This window comes from Motilimonas sp. E26 (genome assembly GCF_021278025.1).
GTDB lineage: Bacteria > Pseudomonadota > Gammaproteobacteria > Enterobacterales > CBDFNC01 > Motilimonas.
The window spans coordinates 1-26,067 of the sequence record NZ_JAIBHJ010000015.1 but is presented as its reverse complement, the minus strand read 5'-3'; the positions used below and the strand labels follow the sequence as shown (position 1 = coordinate 26,067).

Annotated in this window: 15 protein-coding genes and 1 pseudogene; 10 read left to right on the top strand and 6 right to left on the bottom strand. The window is 41.0% G+C overall.

All coding sequences use genetic code 11. From position 1 onward, the window contains the following. Nucleotides 1–8: 8 nt before the first annotated feature. From odhB to sucD, 3 genes are all read left to right on the top strand, one after another. Entirely contained in the window at nt 9–1,184 is a 1,176-nt protein-coding gene (gene odhB / locus K1M91_RS13250) for a 2-oxoglutarate dehydrogenase complex dihydrolipoyllysine-residue succinyltransferase (protein WP_232802517.1), read from the top strand. Between the two features lie 105 nt (nt 1,185–1,289). Beyond that, on the top strand, nt 1,290–2,456 hold the full coding sequence (gene sucC / locus K1M91_RS13245) for an ADP-forming succinate--CoA ligase subunit beta (RefSeq protein WP_232802516.1): 1,167 nt from the start codon (nt 1,290–1,292) through the stop codon (nt 2,454–2,456). After that, complete coding sequence (sucD, locus tag K1M91_RS13240; protein ID WP_232802515.1) at nt 2,456–3,328, top strand: succinate--CoA ligase subunit alpha; 873 nt, start codon at nt 2,456–2,458, stop codon at nt 3,326–3,328. Before sucC ends, sucD begins: the two co-directional genes overlap by 1 nt. A 92-nt stretch (nt 3,329–3,420) precedes the next feature. On the opposite strand, the gene K1M91_RS13235 is transcribed toward sucD, so the two are convergent. Continuing rightward, nucleotides 3,421–4,149 (bottom strand): GGDEF domain-containing protein, encoded by a 729-nt coding sequence (locus tag K1M91_RS13235; RefSeq protein WP_232802514.1) that lies wholly within the window; start codon nt 4,147–4,149, stop codon nt 3,421–3,423. 409 nt (nt 4,150–4,558) lie between these two features. Between K1M91_RS13235 and K1M91_RS13230 the strand changes: the two genes are divergently transcribed. Continuing rightward, entirely contained in the window at nt 4,559–6,355 is a 1,797-nt protein-coding gene (locus tag K1M91_RS13230; protein WP_232802513.1) for a bifunctional diguanylate cyclase/phosphodiesterase, read from the top strand. Nucleotides 6,356–6,376: 21 nt separating this feature from the next. Here the strand turns inward: K1M91_RS13230 and K1M91_RS13225 are convergent, their stop codons facing one another. Beyond that, a complete protein-coding gene (locus tag K1M91_RS13225) occupies nt 6,377–8,374 on the bottom strand; it encodes a methyl-accepting chemotaxis protein (protein ID WP_232802509.1) in 1,998 nt (665 codons plus the stop codon). Between the two features lie 245 nt (nt 8,375–8,619). Here K1M91_RS13225 and dbpA point away from each other — a divergent pair, with 245 nt between their 5' ends. Then, nucleotides 8,620–10,005, top strand: coding sequence for an ATP-dependent RNA helicase DbpA (dbpA, locus tag K1M91_RS13220; protein WP_232802507.1), 1,386 nt, complete (start codon nt 8,620–8,622; stop codon nt 10,003–10,005). Nucleotides 10,006–10,121: 116 nt separating this feature from the next. Here dbpA and K1M91_RS13215 read toward each other — a convergent pair whose 3' ends face one another. Next, nucleotides 10,122–11,456: a DEAD/DEAH box helicase gene (locus K1M91_RS13215; RefSeq protein ID WP_232802504.1), complete on the bottom strand. Its 1,335-nt coding sequence runs from the start codon at nt 11,454–11,456 to the stop codon at nt 10,122–10,124. 226 nt (nt 11,457–11,682) lie between these two features. Between K1M91_RS13215 and K1M91_RS13210 the strand changes: the two genes are divergently transcribed. Next, nucleotides 11,683–14,388, top strand: coding sequence for a bifunctional acetate--CoA ligase family protein/GNAT family N-acetyltransferase (locus K1M91_RS13210; protein ID WP_232802495.1), 2,706 nt, complete (start codon nt 11,683–11,685; stop codon nt 14,386–14,388). A 19-nt stretch (nt 14,389–14,407) separates the two neighbouring features. On the opposite strand, the gene K1M91_RS13205 is transcribed toward K1M91_RS13210, so the two are convergent. Next, nucleotides 14,408–15,895, bottom strand: coding sequence for a hypothetical protein (locus tag K1M91_RS13205; protein ID WP_232802493.1), 1,488 nt, complete (start codon nt 15,893–15,895; stop codon nt 14,408–14,410). Between the two features lie 156 nt (nt 15,896–16,051). Here K1M91_RS13205 and K1M91_RS13200 point away from each other — a divergent pair, with 156 nt between their 5' ends. Next, entirely contained in the window at nt 16,052–17,440 is a 1,389-nt protein-coding gene (locus K1M91_RS13200; protein ID WP_232802486.1) for a cobyric acid synthase, read from the top strand. A 48-nt stretch (nt 17,441–17,488) separates the two neighbouring features. Here the strand turns inward: K1M91_RS13200 and K1M91_RS13195 are convergent, their stop codons facing one another. After that, nucleotides 17,489–17,665, bottom strand: a complete 177-nt coding sequence (locus tag K1M91_RS13195) for a hypothetical protein (protein ID WP_232802484.1) — start codon at nt 17,663–17,665, stop codon at nt 17,489–17,491. Nucleotides 17,666–18,333: 668 nt separating this feature from the next. Then, nucleotides 18,334–18,557: pseudogene (locus K1M91_RS13190) on the bottom strand (IS1634 family transposase); the annotation flags it as partial. 517 nt (nt 18,558–19,074) lie between these two features. Here K1M91_RS13190 and K1M91_RS13185 point away from each other — a divergent pair. From K1M91_RS13185 to K1M91_RS13175, 3 genes are all read left to right on the top strand, one after another. After that, nucleotides 19,075–20,676: a cyclic peptide export ABC transporter gene (locus tag K1M91_RS13185; RefSeq protein ID WP_232802482.1), complete on the top strand. Its 1,602-nt coding sequence runs from the start codon at nt 19,075–19,077 to the stop codon at nt 20,674–20,676. Nucleotides 20,677–20,700: 24 nt separating this feature from the next. Continuing rightward, on the top strand, nt 20,701–25,362 hold the full coding sequence (locus K1M91_RS13180) for an aminotransferase class V-fold PLP-dependent enzyme (RefSeq protein WP_232802480.1): 4,662 nt from the start codon (nt 20,701–20,703) through the stop codon (nt 25,360–25,362). Between the two features lie 16 nt (nt 25,363–25,378). After that, on the top strand, nt 25,379–26,067 hold a 689-nt coding region (locus K1M91_RS13175; RefSeq protein ID WP_232802478.1), incomplete at its 3' end, for a condensation domain-containing protein.

The window sequence follows — 26,067 nt, the reverse complement described above, 5'->3', positions numbered from 1 at the left end:
AAAGCTAAATGGCTATCGAAATATTAGTTCCCGATTTACCTGAGTCTGTCGCGGATGCAACCGTGGCAACTTGGCATGTAAAACCAGGCGAGTTTGTTGAACGCGACGAAATCCTAGTGGATATCGAAACGGACAAAGTGGTCCTTGAAGTACCTGCTTCTGAATCAGGTATTTTAGAAGCAATTACCGAAGAAGAAGGTGCAACGGTTCTTTCTAAACAATTGCTTGGACGTATCAAACCAGGTGCTGCGACTGCCGCTGCACCCGCAGCCAGTTCTGAAGAAGCGCCAGCAGCAAAAGGCGCGGCGGATGCTAGCCCTTCAGTACGTCGCTTAATGAACGAACACGGTATTGATGCCAGCCAGATTAAAGGCTCAGGCAAAGGCGGCGTGATCACTAAAGAAGACGTTGAGAATTTCCGCAATGCTAAAGCAGCACCTACAGCGGCCGCAACAGCACCTGTTGCATCTGAATCAGTGGCTGCTCGTAGCGAAAAACGCGTACCGATGACGCGTCTGCGTAAACGTATTGCTGAGCGTTTGCTTGAAGCGAAAAACTCAACAGCAATGTTGACTACGTTTAACGAAATCAACATGAAGCCGATCATGGATATTCGTAAACAATATCAAGAAGTGTTTGAAAAGAAACACGGCATTCGTCTTGGCTTTATGTCTTTCTATGTTAAAGCGATCACCGAAGCGCTAAAACGTTACCCAGAGGTAAATGCATCTATTGATGGCGATGATATTGTTTACCACAATTTCTTCGACGTGAGCATTGCCGTTTCAACGCCTCGCGGTCTGGTTACGCCTGTATTACGCGACTGCGATACGTTAGGTCTAGCTGATATCGAGAAAGGTATTCGTGAACTAGCCCTGAAAGGTCGTGACGGTAAGTTAACGGTTGAGGAAATGATGGGTGGTAACTTCACTATCACTAATGGTGGTGTGTTCGGTTCACTATTATCTACTCCTATCATCAACCCGCCACAAGCGGCGATTTTAGGCATGCATAAGATCCAAGACCGCCCAATGGCTGTGAATGGTAAAGTTGAAATTTTACCTATGATGTACTTGGCCTTATCTTATGATCATCGTTTAATCGATGGTAAAGAATCAGTTGGTTTCTTAGTAACTGTTAAAGAATTACTAGAAGATCCAACACGCTTACTACTTGATGTATAAGTCGTAATCAGAAAGTTTAAAAGTTTGGGCTTATTGTTTGATAAGCCCATTTCGCAGGGTGATTCACACCTAAAGAACGTTGTTAAAAAAAACGGATAGAACATCATGAATTTGCATGAGTACCAGGCAAAACAGCTTTTTGCTGACTTTGGATTGCCAGTCCCAGTAGGTTTCGCTTCTAGCACTGCAGAAGCCGCTGCTGAATCAGCCGATAAAATCGGTGGAGAAAAATGGGTTGTTAAGTGTCAGGTACACGCAGGCGGCCGTGGTAAAGCGGGTGGCGTTGAGCTACATACCACCAAAGAAGGCATTAAAGGCTTTGCTGAGAAATGGTTAGGTAAGAACCTTGTGACTTACCAAACCGACGCAAATGGTCAGCCAGTTACTCAAATCTTGGTTGAAGAAGCGTCAAACATTGCTAACGAGTTATACCTAGGTGCAGTGGTTGATCGTGGTTCACGTCGCGTGGTATTCATGGCGTCAACTGAAGGCGGCATGGACATTGAGACGGTTGCTGAAGAAACACCTGAGCTTATTCACAAAGCTGCGATTGATCCGCTAGTAGGCCCACAAGCTTACCAAGGCCGTGAATTAGCGTTTAAATTGGGCCTAAAAGGTGACCAAATTAAACAATTTACTAAGATTTTCTTAGGTCTAGGCAACATGTTTATTCAGCATGACCTAGCACTGCTAGAAATCAACCCTTTGGTTGTGACAGGTGAGGGCAACCTAGTTTGCCTAGACGGTAAAATCAACATCGACTCAAACGCGATGTACCGTCAACCTAAATTACGTGAAATGCACGATCCTTCACAAGAAGATGAGCGTGAAGCACACGCAGCTAAGTTTGAACTTAACTACGTAGCGCTAGACGGTAACGTAGGTTGCATGGTTAACGGTGCAGGCCTAGCGATGGGTACCATGGACATCGTCAACCTACACGGTGGCAAGCCAGCTAACTTCTTGGATGTTGGTGGCGGCGCAACTAAAGAGCGCGTAGCTGAAGCATTCAAAATCATCCTATCTGATTCGAATGTTAAGGCTGTGTTAGTTAACATCTTTGGCGGTATTGTGCGTTGTGACATGATTGCAGAAGGTATTATCGGCGCGGTTAAAGAAGTAGGCGTAGAAGTGCCTGTAGTGGTTCGTCTTGAAGGTACCAACGCGGAATTAGGCCGTGAAGTGCTAGCTAAGTCTGGTCTCGATATCATTGCTGCTACAAGTCTAACTGACGCGGCTGAGCAAGTAGTTAAAGCTGCGGAGGGCAAATAATGTCTGTATTAATCAATAAAGATACCAAAGTAATCTGTCAAGGTTTCACTGGCGGCCAAGGTACATTCCACTCAGAGCAAGCAATTGCTTACGGTACGCAAATGGTCGGTGGTGTATCGCCAGGTAAAGGCGGTCAAGAGCATTTAGGCCTGCCTGTGTTTAACACAGTGCGTGAAGCCGTTGAAGCCACTGGCGCAACAGCAACTGTTATCTACGTACCAGCGGCTTTTTGTAAAGACGCAATCTTAGAAGCTATTGATGCCGGTATCGAGCTAATCGTTACTATCACTGAAGGTATTCCTACTCTTGACATGCTTGACGTTAAAGTGAAGCTAGAAGAGACGGGTGTTCGCATGATCGGTCCTAACTGTCCGGGTGTGATCACGCCAGGTGAATGTAAGATTGGTATTATGCCAGGCCACATCCACAAGCCAGGTAAAGTAGGTATTGTTTCTCGCTCTGGTACACTAACGTACGAAGCGGTTAAGCAAACTACCGATGCTGGTTTTGGTCAGTCTACTTGTGTTGGTATCGGTGGTGACCCTATCCCTGGCACTAACTTCATCGACGTATTGGAAATGTTCCAAAACGATCCAGCGACAGAAGCGATTGTAATGATCGGTGAAATCGGTGGTACCGCTGAAGAAGAAGCTGCTGCTTATATCAAGGCCAATGTCACTAAGCCTGTTGTATCTTACATTGCAGGTGTTACAGCGCCTCCAGGTAAGCGTATGGGCCATGCTGGCGCAATTATCTCTGGCGGTAAAGGTACAGCTGAAGATAAATTTGCTGCACTAGAAGCGGCGGGTGTTAAAACCACTAAATCGCTAGCTGAAATCGGCTCAGCACTAAAAGAAGTAACAGGCTGGTAATTTCAAGTCTTTACTAGCAAAAAGCCTCGCTTTAGCGAGGCTTTTTTGTATTTAAAATTATATGCATATCGCCTAAGGGCTAGACAACGTAATTACCATTGTTGATAGATGTCTTCATCTCTTAATTTTGCTTCAAGTAGTGCATCTTGCGCACGCTGTAAAGCTTGCTCCACCGAGTCATTGGGGTGGTTTTGGGTCAGTCCTAAACGGCAAACGATTTCCATGCTATTAAACAACTCATCCACCACCGCTCGGTGTAACTTTTTCGCCAATTGTTGGGTTTGGTGAACATCGTAACCATGGGCGATGACAATAAATTGTGCCCCAGCCCAACGCGCGCTAAATTGGTGTTTGCCACAATAACGTTGTAACAGCTGCGCTTTTTTTACTAATACTTCATCGCCAATATCGTAACCAAAGCTTTCGTTTATCTGCTTAAAGTTATCTAAATCAACTAAAATTAAGCCAAATGGAGCCTTTGATTTCTGTAATTTACTGAGCTCGATGATCGCTGCTCGGCGGTTATGGCTAAGGGTAATGGGATCTTGTAAAGACAATTTCTCTACTACTAGGTAGAGCCCTTTTATTTCACGCCAACGTCGCCAAGAAAACCAGGTGAAGCATAATGATAAAAACATGCCCAGCGGCATTAACTCATCTAGCTCAAAATGCTCATATTGCTGGAAGAAAGTCACCATTGTTTCAGATATATCTAAAGTCAACAGTGTAATGAGCAAAGGCAATGAGCAGATGCTAATAATGATTAGGTCGCGCTTAGCGGCACTGGTAAAGCTTAATGAACGAGACAAGTTTTTCATCATAGCCCTCCTTGCTATCGATAAGCCTATTTTAGCGCAGATAGCTAAATTAGCGTCATAAATCAGTTTTTTATAAATAAAAGTGTTGTTTAGTACGCATTTTTTAAACAAATTAGTTATGTTTCGTGTAGCGCGAAAGCATGAACGAGTGGAAACACTACTCCATGATAACTTACTAGGCGAAGCGCTGTAAAACTATCTTGTGCGGCAGGTAATTGCTTCATTATTGGATGACTTATCTTATTGTTTGAACAATGTTCAAGAATTTCACTTAGGTTATTGGATCATTAAACCTATTTTAAGCGAACGGCTAGTGTGAGGTTGACGACAAATTGTGTAACATTTTAATTGTGTTCTTTAGTTGTGCTTGAGCCTTTGCCATACTGATTAAAGCCAACAATTAAGGACGCTTATGGCCACTATCAACAAGACACTGCGATCTTTGCTGTCGATAAAGCCTTGGATTAGTTTGTTTTATTATGTGGCCGTCGCTCTCATTTCTTATACTTTGTACAGCGAGCATCAGATTGCTCCTTATACTTACTTGCTTTATCCCATCTTAATGCTGTTTGCTAAACGTGCCGATTCACGCAAGTTAAAAATAATGACAAGTATTTTTTCCCTTAGCCTTATTGTTACTGGTGGTATTGTTGACCCACTGTCTTTGGATCAAGTTGAAGAAACATTTATATTGATCCCACTTACTTATATCATTTTATTCCCAAGTTCACTGTGGCCTATCACCAGTGCTTTTTTGATACTCTCGACCTATTTATTTCAGCTCAAGGGGAACGAGTTTGATGAGTTTATTGAAGATGCTCTTGAGCTTATCACGATTAGTAGTTTTGCCTCTGTGATGGCTTTTTTTCAGCAGAAGCTGCAGTTTCAAATGAATAATTATAAAAAAGAGAGTATGACGGATTATTTGACTCAATTGCCTAATCGAAAGGGTTTTTATCGTGATATAGCGAAAATGAAAATGAAGATGGAGTCAACACATACCCCCACAGCCTTACTGCAAATTGATCTAGATGGCTTCAAGCGTATCAACGATAATATGGGCCACAATATTGGCGACTTAGTTCTAAAAGAGTTTGCGCATCGACTAAAGTCTGTTGAATCTGATTTTATCCGTGCTTATCGCATTGGTGGTGATGAGTTTGCTGTCGTAGTTAGAAAGAATAGCGAGTTAGAGCGAGAGGTCAATGTGTTAGCTCAGCGTATTATTGCCTTTGCTGACAGCCCATATCATCTGGCAAAGCGCGAATATCATTTAACCGCGAGTATTGGTATTGCCTTATACAGTGACGCGTCCGGTTTAAATGATATCTGGTGTCGTAATGCCGATATCGCTATGTATCGTTCAAAAGCACAAGGTAAGAATACTTATCACTGGTTTGACCACGATCTAATCCAAGAAACGATTCGTAAATATCAACTTGAACAAGAGTTAATGTATGCCCTAGAGCAAGAGCAATTTTACTTGCTTTATCAGCCTAAGGTGGATGTTAAAAAGGGGGTTATTTCTGGTGTCGAGGCACTAGTAAGGTGGAAGCATCCTGACTTAGGCGTTATTCCCCCCAGTGATTTCATCTCGATAGCCGAAGAAAGTCAGCAAATTATCGCCTTAGGTGCTTGGGTGATGCAACAATCTTGTCATCAAGGAAAGAGGTGGCTGGACGCGGGCAAAGAGGTTGTTATCTCGGTCAATGTGTCCGCGGTGCAATTAGCCCATGACAATGTTCTGGAAATGATTAAACGCGCACTACTTGAAGCTGCTTTTCCTGCCTATTTATTGCAGGTAGAAATAACAGAAAGCGCAATTATGGAAAATCCTAATCATATTATTGATACTTTTAGCCGCTTACGAGACATAGGGGTTAAAGTGGCGATTGATGATTTTGGCGTGGCTTATTCTTCGTTAAATTATTTGCGCCGCTTGCCCATTGATGTGCTCAAAATTGACAAATCCTTTGTTGATGATTGTGTCTGCAATCATAAAGATCACATGATAGTCAGAACCGTGGTTCAACTTGGGCATAACCTTGGTATGTCGGTGACAGCTGAAGGGGTGGAAGATGAACAGCAACTGGCCTTGTTGAACGCAGAAGGCTGCGATGAGTACCAAGGCTATTTATTTTCTAAACCAATAAACCCTGAAGAAATGAGAGTGTTATTTCTTAATAGTGAACAGAATGGCAAAAAATAACGCTCTCTTCTTCTCGTTAGCTTACCCAACTCTGCCTAAGTTATACTCACTTAGCACCGTATCAAGCTGTTTGGCTAATGCGGTTAAATTATTATTTACCTGATTTAACTGCTGAGATGAATGGTCGATCTGCTGGAAGTTTCCTTGCATATCCGAGACGTTTCGATTTATCTCCTCAGTGACACTACTTTGTTCCTCCGCTGCTGTTGCCACTTGAATATTCATTAAGCTGATAGCCTTGATATTATTCACTATTTCACTAATATCTTGACCAGCACGTTTGGCCTCTGTAACACTTGCTTCAACTTGTTCCATGCCCCGGTTCATTGTTTCGACGGCTTCACTCGCGCCACTTTTTAGCGTTTTGGTCATCGTTTCTATTTGTAATGTACTATTGCGTGTTTGGGTTGATAATGACCTTACTTCGTCTGCGACAACAGCAAAACCTCGCCCTGACTCACCAGCTCGAGCTGCTTCTATTGCAGCATTCAGGGCTAATAAATTAGTTTGTTCAGAAATATTTTTTATCACATCGAGAAATTGACCGATCTCGTTGGCCGACTTATCCAGCTCTTTTACTACTTTCATTACTAAGCCCATTTCTTCTTGCAAGGTAGAAATGGCAAGTACTGTGGCATCAACTTCCTCATCGCCGTGGCTGGCTTGATTCGTTGCTGCTTCAGTCTGCTCTGATGCATTTACCGCATTGTGAGCAATGTCATGAACAGTCGCGTTCATTTCGTTCATCGCCGTGGCGACTAAATCTATCTGTGTCATGCCGCCATTTATTTGTTGCAGCATGTTTTTCGTGAGTTTTTCATTTTCTATTGATGCGTCAGTGAGGGTTTCTGTAGAGGTTTTAATTTCTGTTAATAATTGCTCAATATTTGCTAGTAAGTGATTAATGAGCTTTGCTATGACATTTATCTCGTCTTTTCCAGTTATTGGGATACGAGTGGAAAAATTTTTATTGTTGATGATAGAGTCAATGGTGTTAACGCTAATAGTAATGCTCTGGGTCAGTTGTTTTGCTAAGAAAAAACTAAATATAATGGATATGATTAAACAGGGAAGCGTAATGGCTAAGCTAAGCCAAAAGGCTTGTGTTTGCTGGCCTATTTGAGTCGCACTTTCTTTCTCAAGAGTGTCAATCAGCATGTCTTCAATCTTCTTTAATATATTTATTTTTTTAGTAATAGCAGCAAACCAAGCTTCTGGGTCTTGGTTAAAGCCGCCTTGTTGGGCTTTATCAAGGGCTAATTGTCTCAGTTCATTTACTTTTTTTATTTCTGGGCTCTGTAGTTGTTGTTTCATGTAAGATATTAAATCGGGTCTGTGGGCGATGAATCTATCTAGGTAAGCATCTTGCTCTGCGATTAAGCGAATAAATCGTTCATAAAAGCCGGGTAAGAAATGATCTGCTGCGAAGGTATTTGATAACACTGCGCGTTCAATTCCTGCTCGCTCCTTATGTTGAAGAAAAGCGCCGATTGCAACAGCGTCTATTGCCAAGGATGCTTCAGTACTTTGATTAGCAACAGTATCAAGGGCGCTTAACAGTTTTTTATTAAGTTGAGTATAATAAGCCACTTCATCCGCTACGCTTATTTGCAACTGAGAAACTTGGTTACGGATGGTTGCCAGCCGTTGAGCTTGAGTTAATATATCTTGATTCAGGGCCGCTAATTCTGGTGCGAAGTGAACTTTTTCAATATGAGCTTTAAAGGCTTGTCTCTTAGTGTCAACCAGTAGCCGTTGCTCAGGAAGTTGATCTTTGAACTTACTTCCCTTTGAACCAAGGTATCCAGCCGACATACCTCTTTCTTTTTGTAGTTCATGAACCCACTCACTACTGACTCGCGCGAGTACTGTTAACTGGCTGAGGCTTTCTGCTTGTTGTTTATTGAAGTAGGCCTCTGATACATAATTGACGCCGAAATACGTAAGTCCTAAGAGGGGAAGCAGTACCACTAAAATTAATTTTGTTCTGATAGTGAGATTGGCTAAGAACCGATTCATTGTTATTACCTTTTTAGTGCTGTTACTTCAATATAGATGGCAATGTGACAAAATTTTTACTTTTATATCTAAAGTATATTGGAAGGTATTTAAGTGTGATTTAGTTCAAGTTTTTACCTGTAATTAATCGCTGCAACCTTAAGCTGAAAAATCAATATTTATTGTTAACAGCTGTTATAATCTTGCACCTATCTCTGCCTAATGCTGGCATTGTTTTTTTGATCCATGAACACGGGACGATTGTTTTGAGCCAAGTTTGTTTTTCTTCTTTATCCTTACGCACCGAATTACTCAGTAACCTTGAGTCCCTTGGTTACCAATCGATGACGCCGATCCAAGCGCAAAGTTTACCGGCAATCATTGCTGGTAAAGATGTGATTGCGCAAGGCAAAACTGGCTCAGGGAAAACGGCCGCTTTTGGTCTTGGCTTGTTGCAGTCCCTTGATGTGAAACGTTTTCGTATTCAAACCTTAGTGCTTTGTCCCACTCGTGAGTTGGCTGACCAAGTGGCAACAGAGATCCGTAAACTGGCACGCGCCATACATAATATTAAAGTACTGACATTATGTGGCGGTATGCCTTTTGGTCCGCAAATTGGCTCTTTAGAGCACGGCGCGCATATTGTTGTGGGTACGCCAGGTCGAGTATTAGATCATATTGAGAAAGGTACATTAGTTTTAGATAACATCAATACCTTTGTATTGGATGAAGCTGATCGCATGTTAGACATGGGGTTTCAGCCTGCTTTAGATGCGATTATTGAGAAAATGCCAACACAGCGACAAACATTATTGTTTAGTGCGACATTCCCCGATGAAATAAAATCTATCGCCGATCGCATCATGGATCAGCCTGAATTTGTTAAGGTTGAATCGACACATGAACAGAGCACCATTTCACAGCATTTTTATGAAGTGAATAACTTTGAAGAGCGTTTACTGGCGATCCGTTTGCTACTGATGAAGCACCAACCGGAATCTTGTGTGGTGTTTTGTAATATGAAAAAAGACACGCAGGAAGTGGCGGATGAGCTGTGTAATTATGGTTTTAGTGCGTTGGCATTAAACGGCGATTTAGAGCAAAAAGACCGTGACCAAACCTTAGTGCGTTTTGCGAATAAAAGTGTTTCAGTATTAGTGGCAACGGACGTTGCTGCGCGGGGCTTAGATATTGACGCCCTTGACGCGGTGATTAACTACCAATTGTCACACGATCCTGAGGTGCATGTGCACCGCATTGGCCGCACTGGCCGTGCTGGCAGCAAAGGGGTTGCTTGCTCATTGTTCAGTGCGAAAGACGCGAACAAAGTAATCATTTTAGAAGACTACTTAGGTATTCGCATTGAAGCGGAGCACTTACCTGAATTATCTGTGCTAGACGGCGTGATTGCTAAGCCGAAAATGGTATCACTGCGTATCGATGGCGGCAAAAAACAAAAAGTGCGCCCAGGTGATATTGTTGGCGCGTTAACAGGTGATAATGGTATCGATTTTAAGCAAATCGGCAAAATTCAAGTCCTTGATAATTGGGCTTATGTGGCGGTCGGCAGTGAAGTGGCGACGGTCGCATTGAAAAAGCTAGAAGCAGGCAAGATAAAAGGCCGCAAATTCCGTATCGCTCGCATGCGTTAACCACGAGATAAAACCTTATTGGTGGTACTTGCTCCATCAAACATAAGGATTAAAAAAAAGCCTCTAAATTATTTAGGGGCTTTTTTATGGTAAAACTTTTTTAGTACCGCGCCTAGTTAGGCCGCGGTTTTATTCACTGGACGATGACGTGAAGGTCGGCGTGTCGCAGGTTTATTCGGCTGCGCACCATTACCGCTATTATTGGCATTACTACTACCTGAACGATTACCCTGTTTTTTTGGCGCATTGGGATTACGTGAGCGACGAGCTTGGTTGGTTTGCTTTTTCGCCGGCGCAAAGTTTTTGGTGGGCAATTCTGTGCTGATCTCAAACCCAGGAATAGTCTTTCGTTCAATGGTTTTATTGATCAACTTTTCGATATCTTGCAGCAGCTTTGCATCGTCATGGCATACGAGAGAAATGGCTTCACCGCTAGCGCCAGCGCGGCCTGTACGGCCAATGCGGTGGACATAGTCTTCAGACACATTAGGTAAATCAAAGTTCACTACGTGTGGCAGTTGGTCAATATCCAAACCACGTGCGGCAATGTCAGTTGCTACCAAAATGCGGATTTCGCCTGATTTAAAGCCTGCCAATGCTTTAGTGCGTGCAGCTTGGCTTTTATTACCATGGATCGCGGCAGCTTTAAGGCCATTGGCTTCTAAGTTTTGGCTGAGGCGGTTAGCGCCGTGTTTTGTCTTGGTAAACACTAATACTTGTTTCCAGTCATTTTCTTTAATTAACTGGCCAAGTAGAGGCGCTTTACGAGTTTTATCAACGGGATAAACCCATTGCTCAATGCGCGCGGCAGTGGTGTTGCGCGGTGCCACTGAAATTTCAACTGGATTATTAACTAAGCCTTTGGCCAGTTTGCGAATATCGTCAGAAAAAGTTGCTGAAAATAATAAGTTTTGACGTTGCTTAGGCAGCACGGCCAATACTTTTTTAATGTCGTGAATAAAGCCCATGTCGAGCATGCGGTCGGCTTCATCTAAAACCAGAATTTCTAAACGTTTAAAATTAATTACTTTCTGCTGGTACAAATCCAGCAGGCGGCCTGGTGTGGCGACTAAGATATCCGCACCGCGGCGTAATCCTGCTATTTGCGGTTTAATGTTTACGCCTCCAAAAACAACCATAGAGGTTAGCGGTAAGTTGCGGCCATAAAGAGCAACACTCTCGCCGACTTGTGCCGCTAGCTCACGCGTTGGCGTCAATACCAATGCGCGTACTTGGTTTGCTTGTGCACGTTGACCTTGAGAAAGCTTTTGTAACAATGGCAAGGTAAAACCGGCGGTTTTACCGGTACCAGTTTGCGCTGCTGCCATGACATCTTTGCCTTGGATCACCGCGGGTATTGCTTCGGCTTGGATCGGTGAAGGGGTGGTGTAACCTTGTTGGGTCACGGCATCAAGGATTTGGGCAGAAAGGCCCAAATTGGCAAAGCTCATAGTTGCTCTCTTATCGGTGTCTTTTGAGGGGAACCGCACGTTAGCGGGCAAGCAGGGTAGCGTAAATCACCACGGGGTGCAATCAAAGCTCTTACTTGACGAAAACGATAATATTATACACAAGTGATTTTATTCATAACTTTATGATTTACTCATGAAAAAATTGGCTGCTCGGATCATTCACAAGTAAACTATTTAGCTAAGTAAACCTCTGAGTGTATTTGTTATGAGCCAACGTAATTTAGATTTGTTGTTTAAACCTCAATCCATTGCCGTTATTGGTGCTTCTATTCGTGAGCTACGTGCTGGCAATGTGGTGATGAAAAACCTGCTTTCTGGTGGTTTTTCTGGCCCTATTATGCCAGTAACACCAAGATACAAAGCTGTATTGGGCGTGTTGGCTTATCCAAATATAGAAGCCTTACCACAAGTGCCTGATTTAGCAATTATTTGTACGGCAGCGTTACGTGTACCTCGGATCGTTGAAAAATTAGGACAACATGGCTGTAAGGCGGCGGTGGTCATCTCTGGTGGTTTTGATCAATTGTGCAGTGAAGATGGTATTGAGCTAAAACAGCAATTGAATGATTTTGCCAAAAAGTACGGCATTCGAATTTTAGGGCCTAATAGCTTAGGACTGATCTTGCCAAATATAGGCTTAAATGCCAGCTTAGCGCACGCGGGCACGCAACCGGGAAAATTGGCCTTTGTGTCTCAATCGGCAGCAATCTGTACCACAGTATTAGATTGGGCTAATAACAAAGGTATCGGCTTTTCCCATTTTATTTCCCTCGGTGATGGTATTAATGTCGACTTTGATGAATTGCTCGATTTACTTGGCCGAGACAGTAAAACCCGCGCGATCATGTTATACGTTGATTCAGTGCACCAAAGTCGCGACTTTATGTCAGCGGCGCGAGCAGCCTCGCGCAACAAACCGATTTTGGTGATCAAATCCGGTCGCAGTCATGAAGGTGCGATTGCTGCTGAATTACATACCGGTGGCGTAACAGGTAGTGATGCAGTTTATGATGCAGCATTTAAACGTGCGGGTATGCTGCGGGTAAAAGATTTACATGAATTGTTTGCCGCGGTAGAGACCCTAGCGCACTCCAATCCTTTGAAAGGTGAACGCCTTGCCATCGTGACCAACGGCGGAGGGCCCGGCGTGTTAGCGGTGGATGCACTCATTGAACGAGGTGGAAAGTTAGCTAAATTAGACGAGCAGGTGATAGCGGAACTAGATAAAGTACTACCTTCTAATTGGTCGCGTGCTAATCCCGTCGATATTATTGGCGATGCCACTCCTGAGCGTTATGCGCGAGCGGTAGATGTGTTAATGAACTCTAAGGATATCGATGCCGTCTTGGTTATGCACTCACCTTCTGCGTTAGCCCATAGTGGCGAAACAGCGGAAGCTGTGATCAGTGCGGTAAAATTGCACCCAAATCAACGACGATTCAATATATTAACCAACTGGACGGGCGAGCAAGCCGCCTATGAAGCCAGAAAATTATTCTCTGCTGCGGGTTTACCCACCTATCGCACGCCAGAGGGCGCTGTCGGGGCGTTTATGCACATGGTGGAATACCGCCGCAACCAAAAACTATTGATGGAAACGCCGCAATCTATCCCAGCTAATTTACCCGCTAATGCTCAGCGTGCCAGAGACATATTACAGCGTGCTCTAGATAAGGGTAAGTCTGTGTTAGAAACCCACGAAATGCAGCCAGTCTTGGAAGCTTACGGATTAAAAACCATTCCGACTTGGTACGCGAAAGATGCCAGTGAAGCCGTAGAGACAGCCAACCGCATAGGCTACCCAGTGGCGCTGAAAGTGCAATCACCCGACATTCATCATAAGTCAGATGTGCATGGCGTGGTGCTTAACCTTAATTCTCAAATTGAAGTTTTGCAAGCCGCGCAATCGGTAACGCAACGGGTAATAGACCGTTTTCCAACGGCAAGAATTGACGGCATGATAGTACAAAAAATGGCATTAACGGCAGGGGCACAAGAGCTGCGCATTGCAGTGAAAAACGATCCTGTATTTGGTCCCGCTATTTTGTTGGGAGAAGGTGGCTCTGAGTGGGATATCAGTCGCGATGCAGCAGTTGCTTTACCACCACTAAACATGGCGCTGGCTCGTTATATGGTGATTAATGCCCTTAAGAGTCAAAAAATTCGTGACCGTCACTTGCCCCTTGGCTTTGACATAGAAGCCCTTTGTGTGATGCTGACTCAAGTGGCGCACTTGATCATTGATTGTCCAGAGATCTTAGACATTGACTTCAACCCAGTATTAATAGCAGGTGATAGCATTACCTTGTTAGACGTGAATGTAACCTTACAGTCTCTTGAAGGGGACCCTGCGGCAAGACTGGCGATCCGGCCTTATCCAAAAGAGTTAGAAGAGTATTTTACCTTGCGTAATGGCAATAAAGTGTTAGTGCGTCCTATTTTGCCGGAAGATGAGCCTAAACACCGCGTGTTTGATTCTGGCTTATCAGCAGAAGACCGATACAAGCGTTACTTTGGTGAGCGCGCACAAATGACCCATGAAGAAATGGCACTGCTTACGCAAATTGATTATGCCCGTGAAATGGCTTTTGTCGCGGTGGCGTGTGATGAACATGGTGAGGGTGATACCTTAGGCGTGGTTAGAGCTTCAACGGATCCCGATAATACCGATGCCGAATTTGCAATGGTGGTGAAAGGCGACATGCAAGGCCAAGGGTTAGGGCGCTTTTTACTGGAAAAACTGATCCGCTACTACAAAGCCAACGGCACCCAAGTGCTGATGGGATTTACCATGATCCAAAACCGCGGCATGTCAGAGCTAGCAAAAAAATTAGGCTTTAAAGTGACTATCGAGCTAGAGGACGGTTTGATAGAAATGGTGCTGCCGTTGTCTGACTCTGACGCCTCTTAAGTATAACGGATGTTCGCGCCTAAATGCTTAAGCGCGCTAACAGTAATCGCTGCCTTTCTAGCTCATGCTCCATTGCGCTTAAATGACTCAGGGTTAAAGGGCGTGCTGTTAGGCTAGCGAGTAGGCGCTGCTTGGTTAAGTTGCGATGATAGGTTGCTTGATAGAAGGGACCAAGCTGACCGAGCTGGGTGATCACACCTTGTTTAACCAATTGATTTACTTCTTTTCTCACATTTAAGGGCAAGCCTAGCTTTTTCATGGTGTATTTTATTTGCAGCTTAAAGCGCTGCTTACAAGCATAGCCGCTAGATAAACAAAGGCCGAGTCTAACAAACGGTAATTGATAACCTTGCTCTGTGCTCGTGGTGATGACTTTGGTGATGGTTGGCGTGGCTTTACCTGCCAATGCCACTGTGATTGAGCTACCTTGGTTTATTTCATGTTGTTTGATGTAGTTGACTGAGTGTCCAGAGACTTTCTGCACGGTTTTATTACCCAAAGACACTGGCGGAAAATGCAAAATGGGTGTTATTTTACCGGTGCGACCAACTTGATAGCTCAGTTTGGTCACGGTTACTTCCGCGCGCTTGGCTTTTGGCTTAAACGCCATGGCCCAATGCGGAAAAGATTGATTACTGCCTAAGCTGTCGCGCAGGTTTTGTTCTGCGGCTTTTATCACAACGCCGTCGATATCCGCATCCAGTTCAACATCTTGTTGCCATGTATTGAGCCAGCGCTCTGCATCCGCAATATCATTAATGGTTTGGCTAAAGATTTGAGTGGCTTTAAAGCCCCATTGCGCCAATAACTGCTGGCTTGCCAGATCATTAGGCTGCAACGGTTGAGCCAATTGATATGGGAAGAAATTGAGTAAATTGGCTAACGTCATATCGGGCTGTTTTTGTTGCGCCAACGCGGCCGTTAACTGTCGGCTACTCGAATAACCCTGTATTTGCTTAAACGCTTGTTGGGGAATAAACAGTTCGCCATAAATAACCACCTCCTCTTGCTGCGCCTTTTGATTAAGCCGTTTAGGTATGTGCGGAGCAAGTAAGATCAATGCAGTGATGTCTTTACCTGCTGCACCGTTTCCTCGCGTACTGGCTTGGGCTAATTGGCCGTGATGATAAATAAGCTCAATCGCGATGCCATCAATTTTCGGTTGAATGATTAACGAATTGGCGCGTTGCAACAAGGGTTTAATAAATTCCAACAACATTTGCTTGCTGGTGGTGCTATTAAGGCTTTTCATGGGGTAACGGTGACTCACCCATGAATTGTCTATGTCTGTGTTTAAGGTACTGATTGGATGAGCGAGGAGTTGATTGAGTTGATCGAAAGATGAGTCTGAGATACAAGGATTGCCAGCATGGTAGGCCTGGTTTTGCTGCGTTAAAAACCGCTGTAACTGGGTTTGGGAGCAGGTTTCAGCACTGCTACTTGCACTCAAGGCAGTTAACATCCCAGTTAGTATGGCGCAGGTTAGTTTAGTCGGTTGCGTATTCATGCTCTCTCACCTGTTTTTATATACAGTTAAAATAGTGTAGATCAGATTGAGCCTGTTGCCAGCTTTTACTGGATGACATGAGGATTAAGTCAGCGCGTCCATTTCACCGCTGTGAGTTTAACGGTATGATGGCGACTTTTTGCATAAAGGGAAACAATGGCAAAACCTATCATGTTATTAGGATGTACCAGTGATGCTGGCAAATCCTTACTGGCAGCAGCGGCTTGCCGTGTTCTGGCTAACCGCGGTGTTAACGTGGCACCATTTAAAGCTCAAAATATGAGTAATAATGCGGCCGTTACACCCGATGGTTTAGAAATTGGTCGCGCGCAATACTTGCAAGCTTTGGCCGCGAAAGTCACCCCCGATGTGCGAATGAACCCTGTATTACTGAAACCTAGCGCCGATACCTATAGCCAGGTGATCGTGAATGGTGTGGCCAATGCAGAAATTTCTGCCATGGCGTGGATGGAACGTAAATCGTTACTCTGGCAGCATGTAAAAAATGCCTTAACCAGTTTGCAATCTGACTATGATCAGTTAGTGATAGAAGGAGCGGGTAGCCCTGCGGAAATTAATTTACGCGCCGGTGATATTGTCAATATGGCAGTGGCGCTGGAAACACAGGCCGATGTGTATTTGATTTCTGATATTGATCGTGGCGGCTCGTTTGCTCATCTGCTAGGGACTTGGGCGTGTTTAGCGCCGCAGGAGCAAGGCTTAATCAAAGGCTTTGTGCTTAATAAATTTCGCGGCGACCCGCTGCTGCTGGGCAATGCCATGGATTGGTTACAAGAAAAAACCGGTATTCCTACGGTGGCTAACATTCCGATGTACGATCACCGTTTACCAGAAGAAGATGCCTTTCGGGGTAGTGACACCTTTGTTAAAGGCGAGCTAAACATTGCGTTAGTGATTTATCCTTATGCCGCTAATATGGATGAGTTTGATCCCCTGTTTCATCAGCAAGGCGTGAATGTCACGGTGATCCGCGAACAGCAAAGCTTGTCACGCTTTGATGCCGTGATCTTACCCGGCAGTAAAAATTCAGGCGCCAGCATGGCCTATTTGGCTAACACGGGGTTAGCTCAATCGGTTATCGATGCGGCTCAACTAGGTAAGCTAGTGCTGGGTATTTGCGGCGGTTTACAAATATTAGGTGAAAAGCTGCTTGACCCGCGCCGTTTAGAAGCCGGTGATTTTGATGGCTTAGGCTTATTGCCATTAACCACTGAATTAGCGCAAATCAAGTCTACTTCGCAAGTACATTTTCAATGGCAAAACCAACCTATGACCGGGTATGAGATTCACCATGGACAAACGCAAACTACCGGTAAGGTCAGTGAATTTTTACAATCTAATTTGGGTTGGCAGCGTGAAAATGTAGTGGGGATTTACCTGCACGGTGCGTTTGAAAATGCGGTGTTCATGAGCTGGTTTGTGCATCAATTAGGGCAAGATTTGCCGACCCAAGATTGGCATCAGATAATAGATATTGAGCTAGATAGCTTAGCTGAAAAATTTGCGCGAGATGGCTGGTTGTAGAAGTTAGAGCACAAGTCTTGCTGACTTGTGCTCGAATACCCGTCTCGCTTATGGGAATAATAGTGGAAGTGCATCTTTAAAGGTTTGATCAGCACTATGATCATGGGTTACATCTTGCTTAATCAGGGTGATGTTCAAGCCTTCATATTTCCGATTTTGCATATAAGCGTATGCCATCTCAACATCGGGACCATTACCGCCCTTCATCGCGCCAAAGTAGAGCACTCTCTGGCATCAATCTGTAATCGTAAAGAGCATAAAGCGTGGTATGTTGGCGTACGATTGAATGAATTTGATTTAAACAGAACAGCGATAATCACGAATTTACATATATAGATGAATTTGGCTGCTTAGTTTTTTATCCACTCGGCGCTCTAGCATAGCAATGGCTAAAGATATGCCTCATAACTCTGCCTCATTGCTGCTTTCGGCGGCTGTTCACTTTCCTGCAGGTCTCCGCTCAAAGCATATTGAATGCAACATAATGATACAAGCCATGATCTTTGTACCATCACCACGATAAATCTGACGAGCATCTTCGTTCAATGAGGCATCCAAGACCTAATGCTGGCTGTTTTCAATACCCCTGTGCCCACGAACTGCTGCGGGAAACCTGTCCCTGCTAGTTCTGCAGATCTAATGCAATAACGAGCTTCTAGCGACTGTATTCCTGATTTTTTGTCCAGACGGTAACTTATTTCCAGCCTTAGTGTTTTCAGGCCTTTCTATGCTGGAAGCTTCTGAGCCAGAGCGACTGCTGCTGTGATATGATATTCTCTGATCTGAATACGCCCATGCTGTTTTCCAGCTGAGCATCATTCTCAGTTGCATCAATTGCTATACAGTCGGCCGGTTCGTCACGGACTGCATTCACCCGACATTCCGCAGCCAATTTAAGAATAAAATGATTCATACAACTGGCCAAGTCGCTGCAGTAGCTGCCGCTGGTAATCTTGCATCCCTGTAATAAATCGCAGCTCGCCAAACTCCAGCATGTCTATGCCCTAGAATTTCAAAAACACCTTGCGGCTGTCGGCTTTGAGGTCGCCTTGTTTTTGACCATGCTGGGGAAGAATTCGTCGGCATGCTTTAGCCCTTCGCGGATTTTATACTCCAGTCCGGCACCGGCGGTGGTAGCGTAGATTGTTAGGAAACCGACATCAATGTTGCAGATTTTCGATAGTCACTGAGTTCGTCAAATCGCTCGTTCTAAATGGTCAAAAATGTTCACAACCTTGCCCTACAACATAGTCCAGTTTTGGTTGACCGGAGTAATTCTAATCAGGTGGAATTAACCACTCTATTTGATGAAAGAGCTTATGCTTTCGCCAGTAAGTAGCAAGCAAGCTGGTATGTTGCTCTAGGGTTTGAGCTTTGTCACTAAAATGAGTCGTTTTGCTAACTTTTCACAATTAAAAATAACGCCGTTAACAGTATAAACTAAATTTTAAAGGTTTTATTCAACACAAAATGTTTATTTTACATGGTTTGTAGTGTGATTATCTTGTTTTTAGTGTGACGGAGGATAATGTCGCATTTGATTTTTTTTAATAAAAGTTTGACATTTGTGAGGTGTCAATTTAGCTTGTTTCACTTTAATACAATCCCCCCATAAATAGAGCAACTTGTTTCATATGCTAGTAAAAGTCTTCTACAAATATTCACCGAGGATGTTGTTAGCATCTATAGTCATTGGGATTATATCGGGAATAAGTCATTCTTTGGTCATACCTGTCATATTAAAAGCGATAAATGGAGATGAATTAAAGACAGCAATTATTAACTTAAGTTACTTGCAAGTGTTCATTCTATTATTTTTATTTATACTGCTTTCAAAAATTTTATCGCAAGTTATTCTTAATAATATTTCTTTGGGTGTAACTAGCTCACTGAGGAAAAGGTTATATAGAAGAATAAATCAAGCTGAAATAAAAAAGATAGAAAGTGTTGGTGTGTCAAAGCTGAACCAAGCCTTAAATACTGATGTTCAAAGAATCGTATCAGGAGCAAATTTAATCCCCGATATATGTGTTCAGATTGCAACTCTAATTGGTCTTTTCTCATACTTAGCTTATATAAACACTGATATTTTTTTTCTAGTATTTATTCCGCTGGTGATTTCTTCAGTTATCTTTCAGTTTCCAATAAAATTTGGTGGTAAACTGATGACCGAGTCCAGGCTAGAAATGGATCAACTCCAAGACGGGTTTAGAGGTTTAATTTTAGGAGCAAAAGAACTCAAGCTTAATTCGGAAAAGTCTGATTTTTTCATTGAGGAAGGTTTATACAAAAAAGAAACAAAAGTAGTCGATAGAGAAAAAAAAGCAAACTATATATTTCAATTCAACAGAGGCTATGCTGAATTTATTTTTTTTACAATTATTGCAACTGCAATTTTTTATTTCTTGAATGCTGAATCATTTGAGATAAATGAAATAATTGGTGTGATGATGGTGTTGATATACATATCAGGACCTGTTTCATATTTAGTGAATGTTGCCTCTGAAGTGAGTAAGGCAAATGTATCACTCAGAAAATATTATGAGATAATTGATATGTTACCCGGTGAAATGGCTTCAAATCAATATCAAGATGTCCAAAGCTGGAAGAGCATAAAATTTGTAAATGTAAGTTTTCAATATACAAAAGGAAACTTTTCTATTAGAAATATAAATTGTCAGATTAATAGGAATGAGGTTGTCTTTATAGTTGGCGGGAACGGAAGTGGTAAATCAACTTTTTCAAAGATCCTAAGTTTACATAATTATCCAAATATTGGATCAATTTTTTTTGATGATGTAGAGGTAACCAGCTCAAATATAAAGTCATATCGTAAATTAATTTCATGCATTTACTCAGATTATTACTTATTCAAAGAGTTAAACTTCCAACCGACAGAAGCTAAGATAAAAGAATTTAAAGTTTTGATAGAGAAACTTGGGTTAAAAGGTAAGGTCGATCTTGAAGGTAATAAGTTTTCAACTTTGAAATTATCTGATGGGCAAAGGAGAAGGCTTGCTTTAATAATAGCACTAATGGAAGAACGGGATTTATATATATTTGATGAGTGGGCGGCAGATCAAGATCCTGAGTTTAAAGAACGATTTTATAAAGACATTATTCCAGAGTTAAAGCTATCAGGTAAGACCGTTATATTGATCTCTCACGATGATCGATATTTTTATCTGGCTGACAAAATATTTAAGTTTGAATCAGGCGTTCTTATTAATTATTAATTTATTTTTTAAATAGAGGTTAAGGTGGAAGAGTATAAATTGGAATTGACTTTAGTTCAGAAAGACGTCTTTTTTGACTCTGTAAAGAACGGCTCTAATACACAATATAATATATTTGGATTTATGAAACTGCCTAAAATCGATGTGGCAAAGTTTAAAGAATCACATATTGAAGTGATACAGACTCATGATGTTTTTAAAACCTATATTATAGAAGATAATGGAGTTCCTTACCAAATTAAAAATGGAGAGTTAGATTCAAATATAAACCTTGTTGATTTTAGTGATAAATTAAATCCTGAGTTTGATTTTAGTGAGCTATTACTATCAGTAAAAAATTATGAACTTCCAATTACATATAAGAAACTTTATGAAGTCTGGCTTGTAAAAATTAACGAAAATGATTATAGATTTGTAATCCTATTTCATCATATTTTAATGGATGGTATAGGAGTTAACAATTGGCTTACTAAGCTTTGTGAAATATATAATTACGGAGTATCGGAAAGTCAAGATCCTTCAATGTCGACTATAGTCGAGTTTGATTTTGAATATATTAATAGTTCTCGCTATTTAAGAGATGAAAAATTCTGGATTAATGAAGTTGCATATGTTCCTGAACCTGTTTTTACTCCATTTTATAAGAACAATTTTAAAAAAGGTCTCGTTCCGAGTAAAACGACTAAGTTTACTATTAATGGACGAACTCATGAAAACCTGAAATCTTTGGCTGATAATATATCTATGTCAGTACAGCAGATTTACTTAAGTATTATTGCAGTTTTTAGCTTTAGATTTTATGCAAACAAACAATTTTTTATCGGTTGTCCAACACATAATAGAACATCGGCTGTTGAAAAGTCTAAAGTAGGCATGTTCACAAGCATCCTACCTATTAGAGTTATTCCAAATAGAGGTAAAACTTTTGTTAATTTTGCGAAGGACGTTAAGGCTTCTGTTTCCAGATCTTTCAGATATCAGAAATATCCTCATAGCAAGATTTTAAAAAGTCTAGCTGATTATTCAGGTGGAGATAAGGTGTATGAAATTGGATTTAACTACCAAACAAAAGAAATTACTACATTCGTCGAGGGATCTGTTGTTGAGATTATTGGTTTAAGTAATGGATTGGACCAAACACCTTTACAATTTAATTTCTGGGAGTCGGATTCTTTAGAAGTGAGGCTTGAGTTTAATCAGTCATATTTTAGTATTAGTGATATAAAAGAAATTAGAGACGATTTTTTGAATTTAGTTGATTTTATATGCAATAGTCCAAATGAAGTTATTGAATTTTATGATAAAAGGGAAAGAGCAATATCGCGAAGCGGCATTGGAATCAATGAGTATTTAGAGGGAAATATATCAGACATAATCGAAAGAACGGCTGAAAAAAACGGAGATAAAGTTGCAGTTTATAGTTTTGGAGTTAATTACTCATATAAAGATTTGTGGGAAGATATTAATAAAAAAATTGAAGTTTTAAAAGTTAACTATGGACTATCTTCAGGTAAACGAGTTGCGGTTCAGCTTAATCCTAGTATTGAGTTGATATCTTGGATGATTGCAATTTTTAAATCAAGGTTAATCTATGTCCCGATTGACCCTTCTTATCCAGTAGAACGGGTTGATTTTATTCTTAAAGACTCAACGAGTAGCTTGAAAGTATCGAGTTCTGGAATAGAAGAAATCAATAGTAACTATTCAGATTTTAGTAAAGATGAAAGCTTTTTCATTGATAATGCAGCGTATATTATCTATACATCAGGATCTACCGGAGTACCTAAAGGAGTTATTGGGAGTCATGATTCTCTCGTTAATCGTATAAGCTGGTTTGAAAAACAGTACCCAACACTTCCAGATGATGTTTTTTCTTTTAAAACCTCGGTAAGCTTTGTAGACCACTTAGCAGAAGTTTTACAGCCGTTAGTCGCAGGTAATGAACTTATTGTTTTATCGAAAGAAGAGCTCCTTTCACCATTCGAACTAAAAAAAATAATTCAAAGAAAAAAAGTCTCTCGTTTAACACTTGTACCATCATTTTTACAATCCTTGATTGATACTTCTACTCTCGAATATTTAAAAACTTTAAGAATTGTTATATCCAGTGGAGAACAATTAGGGATTGACCAAGCTAGAATGTTTTTCCAGGCATTACCTACAACTAAACTTATCAACTTATATGGTTCTAGTGAGACAGGTGGTGATTCAACATTCCACGAAGTAAGTGGCTACGAATCCAATAGAAGCGTGATGAATTATTTTTTTGAAGATCAACATGGAGAGGGTTTATTCAACATATCAAAAGATGCTTTTTCATCTAAAAAATGTATTGATACTGATGAAGGTTTTAAAGGCTCATTTTCTGATACCATTATTTCGGAAGAAGGTATTCCTTTTCAAGAATTTATAAATGACTTAAATGAAAGAGTTATACCAAACAGTATTGATGTTAGTGATAAAAAATATATAGGTCATATGACATCGAAATTACCTAGCTACATACCAGAGCTAAGTAAGTTGATATCGAAACTAAACCAGAATATGGTTAAGGTAGAAACATCCAATAGCTTTACTTTGATTGAGCGTCAAGTTCTGGCTATGATGCATAGGCTGTTCTACGATCATCCTAATGAATTTTATCTAGAATCACAAAATCCAAATTTTGTATATGGCGCTGTAACAAGTGGTGGTAGCGTGGCTAATCTAACATCACTAACTTACGCTAGAAATAATGCTCTCATGAAACTTGGAGTAGCAGAATATGATATTCGAAGTGATGGATTTTATTATTGGTTGAATAAGCTTGGTTTACCTAGAGCAGTAGTGCTTGGTACAGATCTTATGCATTATTCTATTAGAAAAAGCCTTAGTCTCATGGGGTTAGGTGAAAATTCAATAATTTATATTGATAAAGACAAAGATGGAAGAATGTCCATTGATAGTCTTAATAGTGCTATCGAGGAATGCAGACGAGATAATATTTTAATTATTGCCATTGTTGGTATTTCTGGCGCGACAGAGACTGGTACCGTTGACCCTTTAAGTGAAATTGCTAGAGTTGCTTCAAGAGAAAATATTCACTTTCATGCAGATGCTGCTTGGGGTGGTGCTTTTAAGTTGTCACAAAATAATAAGCATAGACTAATAGGAATTGATCAAGCTGATACCATTACTTTTTGCCCACATAAAATGCTTTATATCTCGCAAGGTATCAGTTTATGCTTGTTTAAAGATCCTACTTCAGCATCATCAATTGCTACTTACGCAAATTATCAATCAAATAAAGGTAGTTTTGACCTTGGGCAGTATACCATTGAGGGGTCTCGTCCTGCACAATCTTTACTTCTTTATTCAAGCTTAAAAATATTGGGCCTTAAAGGCTATTCTTGGCTTATTGATAGAAGTGTCCACCTTACTAATTTTTTAGTACGACTTATTGAAACTACTGATGCGTTTGAGTTAGTGGGTAAGCCAGACCTAAATATAGTAAATTACAGATATATCCCTATATCACTAAGATTCAAAAAAAATTATTCAAAAGACGAAGTTGAACAGATTAATGAGGCTACAAAAAAAATCCAGAAGATACAATTTCAAAGAAATAATACTTTTTCCTCCAAAACGTCACTTAGTATTGAAGGTAGAGTTAACTGGGTTTTTAGAGTTGTTTTATCAAATCCATTAACCACAACAGATGATATTATAGAACTTATAAATGAACAGATATTTATATCTAGTGAATATATTGAAAGAAATCAGGACTGTTATGACAATTTATTATGTTTAATAGATAATGAATCTTTTGAAAGCCTAGGAGGGTTTAACGCTCCTATTGGAAGTAGTATTGATAATGTAGAAACATATGTTCTAGATGAAAACTTGCAAGTTGTACCTTACGGACAAATTGGGGAATTATATATATCTGGTCAAAGTTTAGCGCTAGGGTATTTAAATAACCCTTCTCTTCAAAGAGAAGTTTTTCTCGATAATCCATTTTATATAAAGGGTGAACCATCATTTTTCAAAAAAATGTTTCGAACGGGTGACTTAGTAAGGAGGGTGAGTAATGGTGTACTGGAATGTTTTGGAAGGACAGACGATCAAGTAAAAATACGAGGCCAAAGAGTTGACTTGAACGAAATTAAGTCTTGCCTTTTAACATTTGATTTTGTTAAAGATGCTTGTGTCAAGTTCGATTCAAATGGTATACAGGTTTTTGTTGTTTATAATGACTTTTATCAACACCAGGATTTGTTAAGACTTATTTCAAAGAAACTTCCTTCCTACATGCTTCCAAATGGAGTTTTACCTGTTTCGGAAATACCGTTGTTACCAAATGGCAAGGTTAATAAACGAGCTTTGGTTTTACCAGTAGATCAAGTTTATGTTACTGATGGCATAGCAAATAATACGACTCAAGAAGTACTTTTTAAAATTTGGTCGGAAGACCTCAGTTTACCTGTTAAGTCTATTTATGATGACTTTTTCTCTCTGGGCGGTGACTCTATAAAGATCTCAAAGTTATTAGGAATGATTTCTGAGGAATTTTCAGTCAAGTTATCAATTAGGGATTTTTTTGAGAATGCATCGATCTATGAAGTTGCATCTGTAATTGATAATGCCTTATTAACCTCGTCTAGGGGACTAGATGCCGAAGTTGAACTTGAAGATGGATTTTTCTAGATAAGGATAATAGTCGATGTCAGTTGAGGTACTAAATGATGTGGCAAAAGCCGGCGTAAAACTCTATCTAGACCAAGGGAAACTTGCGTTTAAAGCGGCAAAGGGTGCGCTAACAGATACATTAAAACAAAGCATTATTAATAATAAAGAGGGTATCATTTCTGCGTTGCTTAAGCAGTCGATACCGGTCATAGAGTCCCGACCAAGTGATATTGCATATTGCCCTTTATCATTCAGTCAGCAAGGGTTATGGCTGTTAGATAGCATGTCTCAAGGTAGTGCTCATTATAATATCATGCGAAGTATCTCTTTTAATGGAAAGTTTGATCTAAAGGCTTTGAATGAAAGTTTTAAAACCATCCTTCGACGCCATGAATCACTAAGAGCCACTTATCATTTAGCTGAATCTGTTCCTTATCAAATAGTGCAAGATTGTTTGGACTTTAATATCGACGTTCAGGACTTTACAGGTTTTGATAAGCATGAGCGTGAGCAACGCTTACAAGCCTTAACGCAAGAAATAGCAAGTTCAAATTTTGATTTAGAAGTTGCTCCTATGATACGAGTAACTTTGGTCAAGGTGTCAGAAACTTACTGGCAATTATTGCTGTGTGTCCATCATATTGCCTCAGACGGCTGGTCGGTCGGTATATTAATCAAAGAATTCATGGCGCTGTATAGCGCATACAGTCAAGGTAAAACGCC

Bases quoted from the DNA above. Each gene is read 5' to 3' on its own strand.
- K1M91_RS13185 (WP_232802482.1), top strand. From the start codon at position 19,075: ATGCTAGTAAAAGTCTTCTACAAATATTCACCGAGGATGTTGTTAGCA.
- odhB (WP_232802517.1), top strand. From the start codon at position 9: ATGGCTATCGAAATATTAGTTCCCGATTTACCTGAGTCTGTCGCGGAT.
- sucC (WP_232802516.1), top strand. From the start codon at position 1,290: ATGAATTTGCATGAGTACCAGGCAAAACAGCTTTTTGCTGACTTTGGA.
- K1M91_RS13215 (WP_232802504.1), bottom strand. From the start codon at position 11,456: ATGAGCTTTGCCAATTTGGGCCTTTCTGCCCAAATCCTTGATGCCGTG.
- K1M91_RS13225 (WP_232802509.1), bottom strand. From the start codon at position 8,374: ATGAATCGGTTCTTAGCCAATCTCACTATCAGAACAAAATTAATTTTA.
- K1M91_RS13235 (WP_232802514.1), bottom strand. From the start codon at position 4,149: ATGATGAAAAACTTGTCTCGTTCATTAAGCTTTACCAGTGCCGCTAAG.
- K1M91_RS13205 (WP_232802493.1), bottom strand. From the start codon at position 15,895: ATGAATACGCAACCGACTAAACTAACCTGCGCCATACTAACTGGGATG.
- sucD (WP_232802515.1), top strand. From the start codon at position 2,456: ATGTCTGTATTAATCAATAAAGATACCAAAGTAATCTGTCAAGGTTTC.
- K1M91_RS13230 (WP_232802513.1), top strand. From the start codon at position 4,559: ATGGCCACTATCAACAAGACACTGCGATCTTTGCTGTCGATAAAGCCT.
- K1M91_RS13200 (WP_232802486.1), top strand. From the start codon at position 16,052: ATGGCAAAACCTATCATGTTATTAGGATGTACCAGTGATGCTGGCAAA.
- K1M91_RS13210 (WP_232802495.1), top strand. From the start codon at position 11,683: ATGAGCCAACGTAATTTAGATTTGTTGTTTAAACCTCAATCCATTGCC.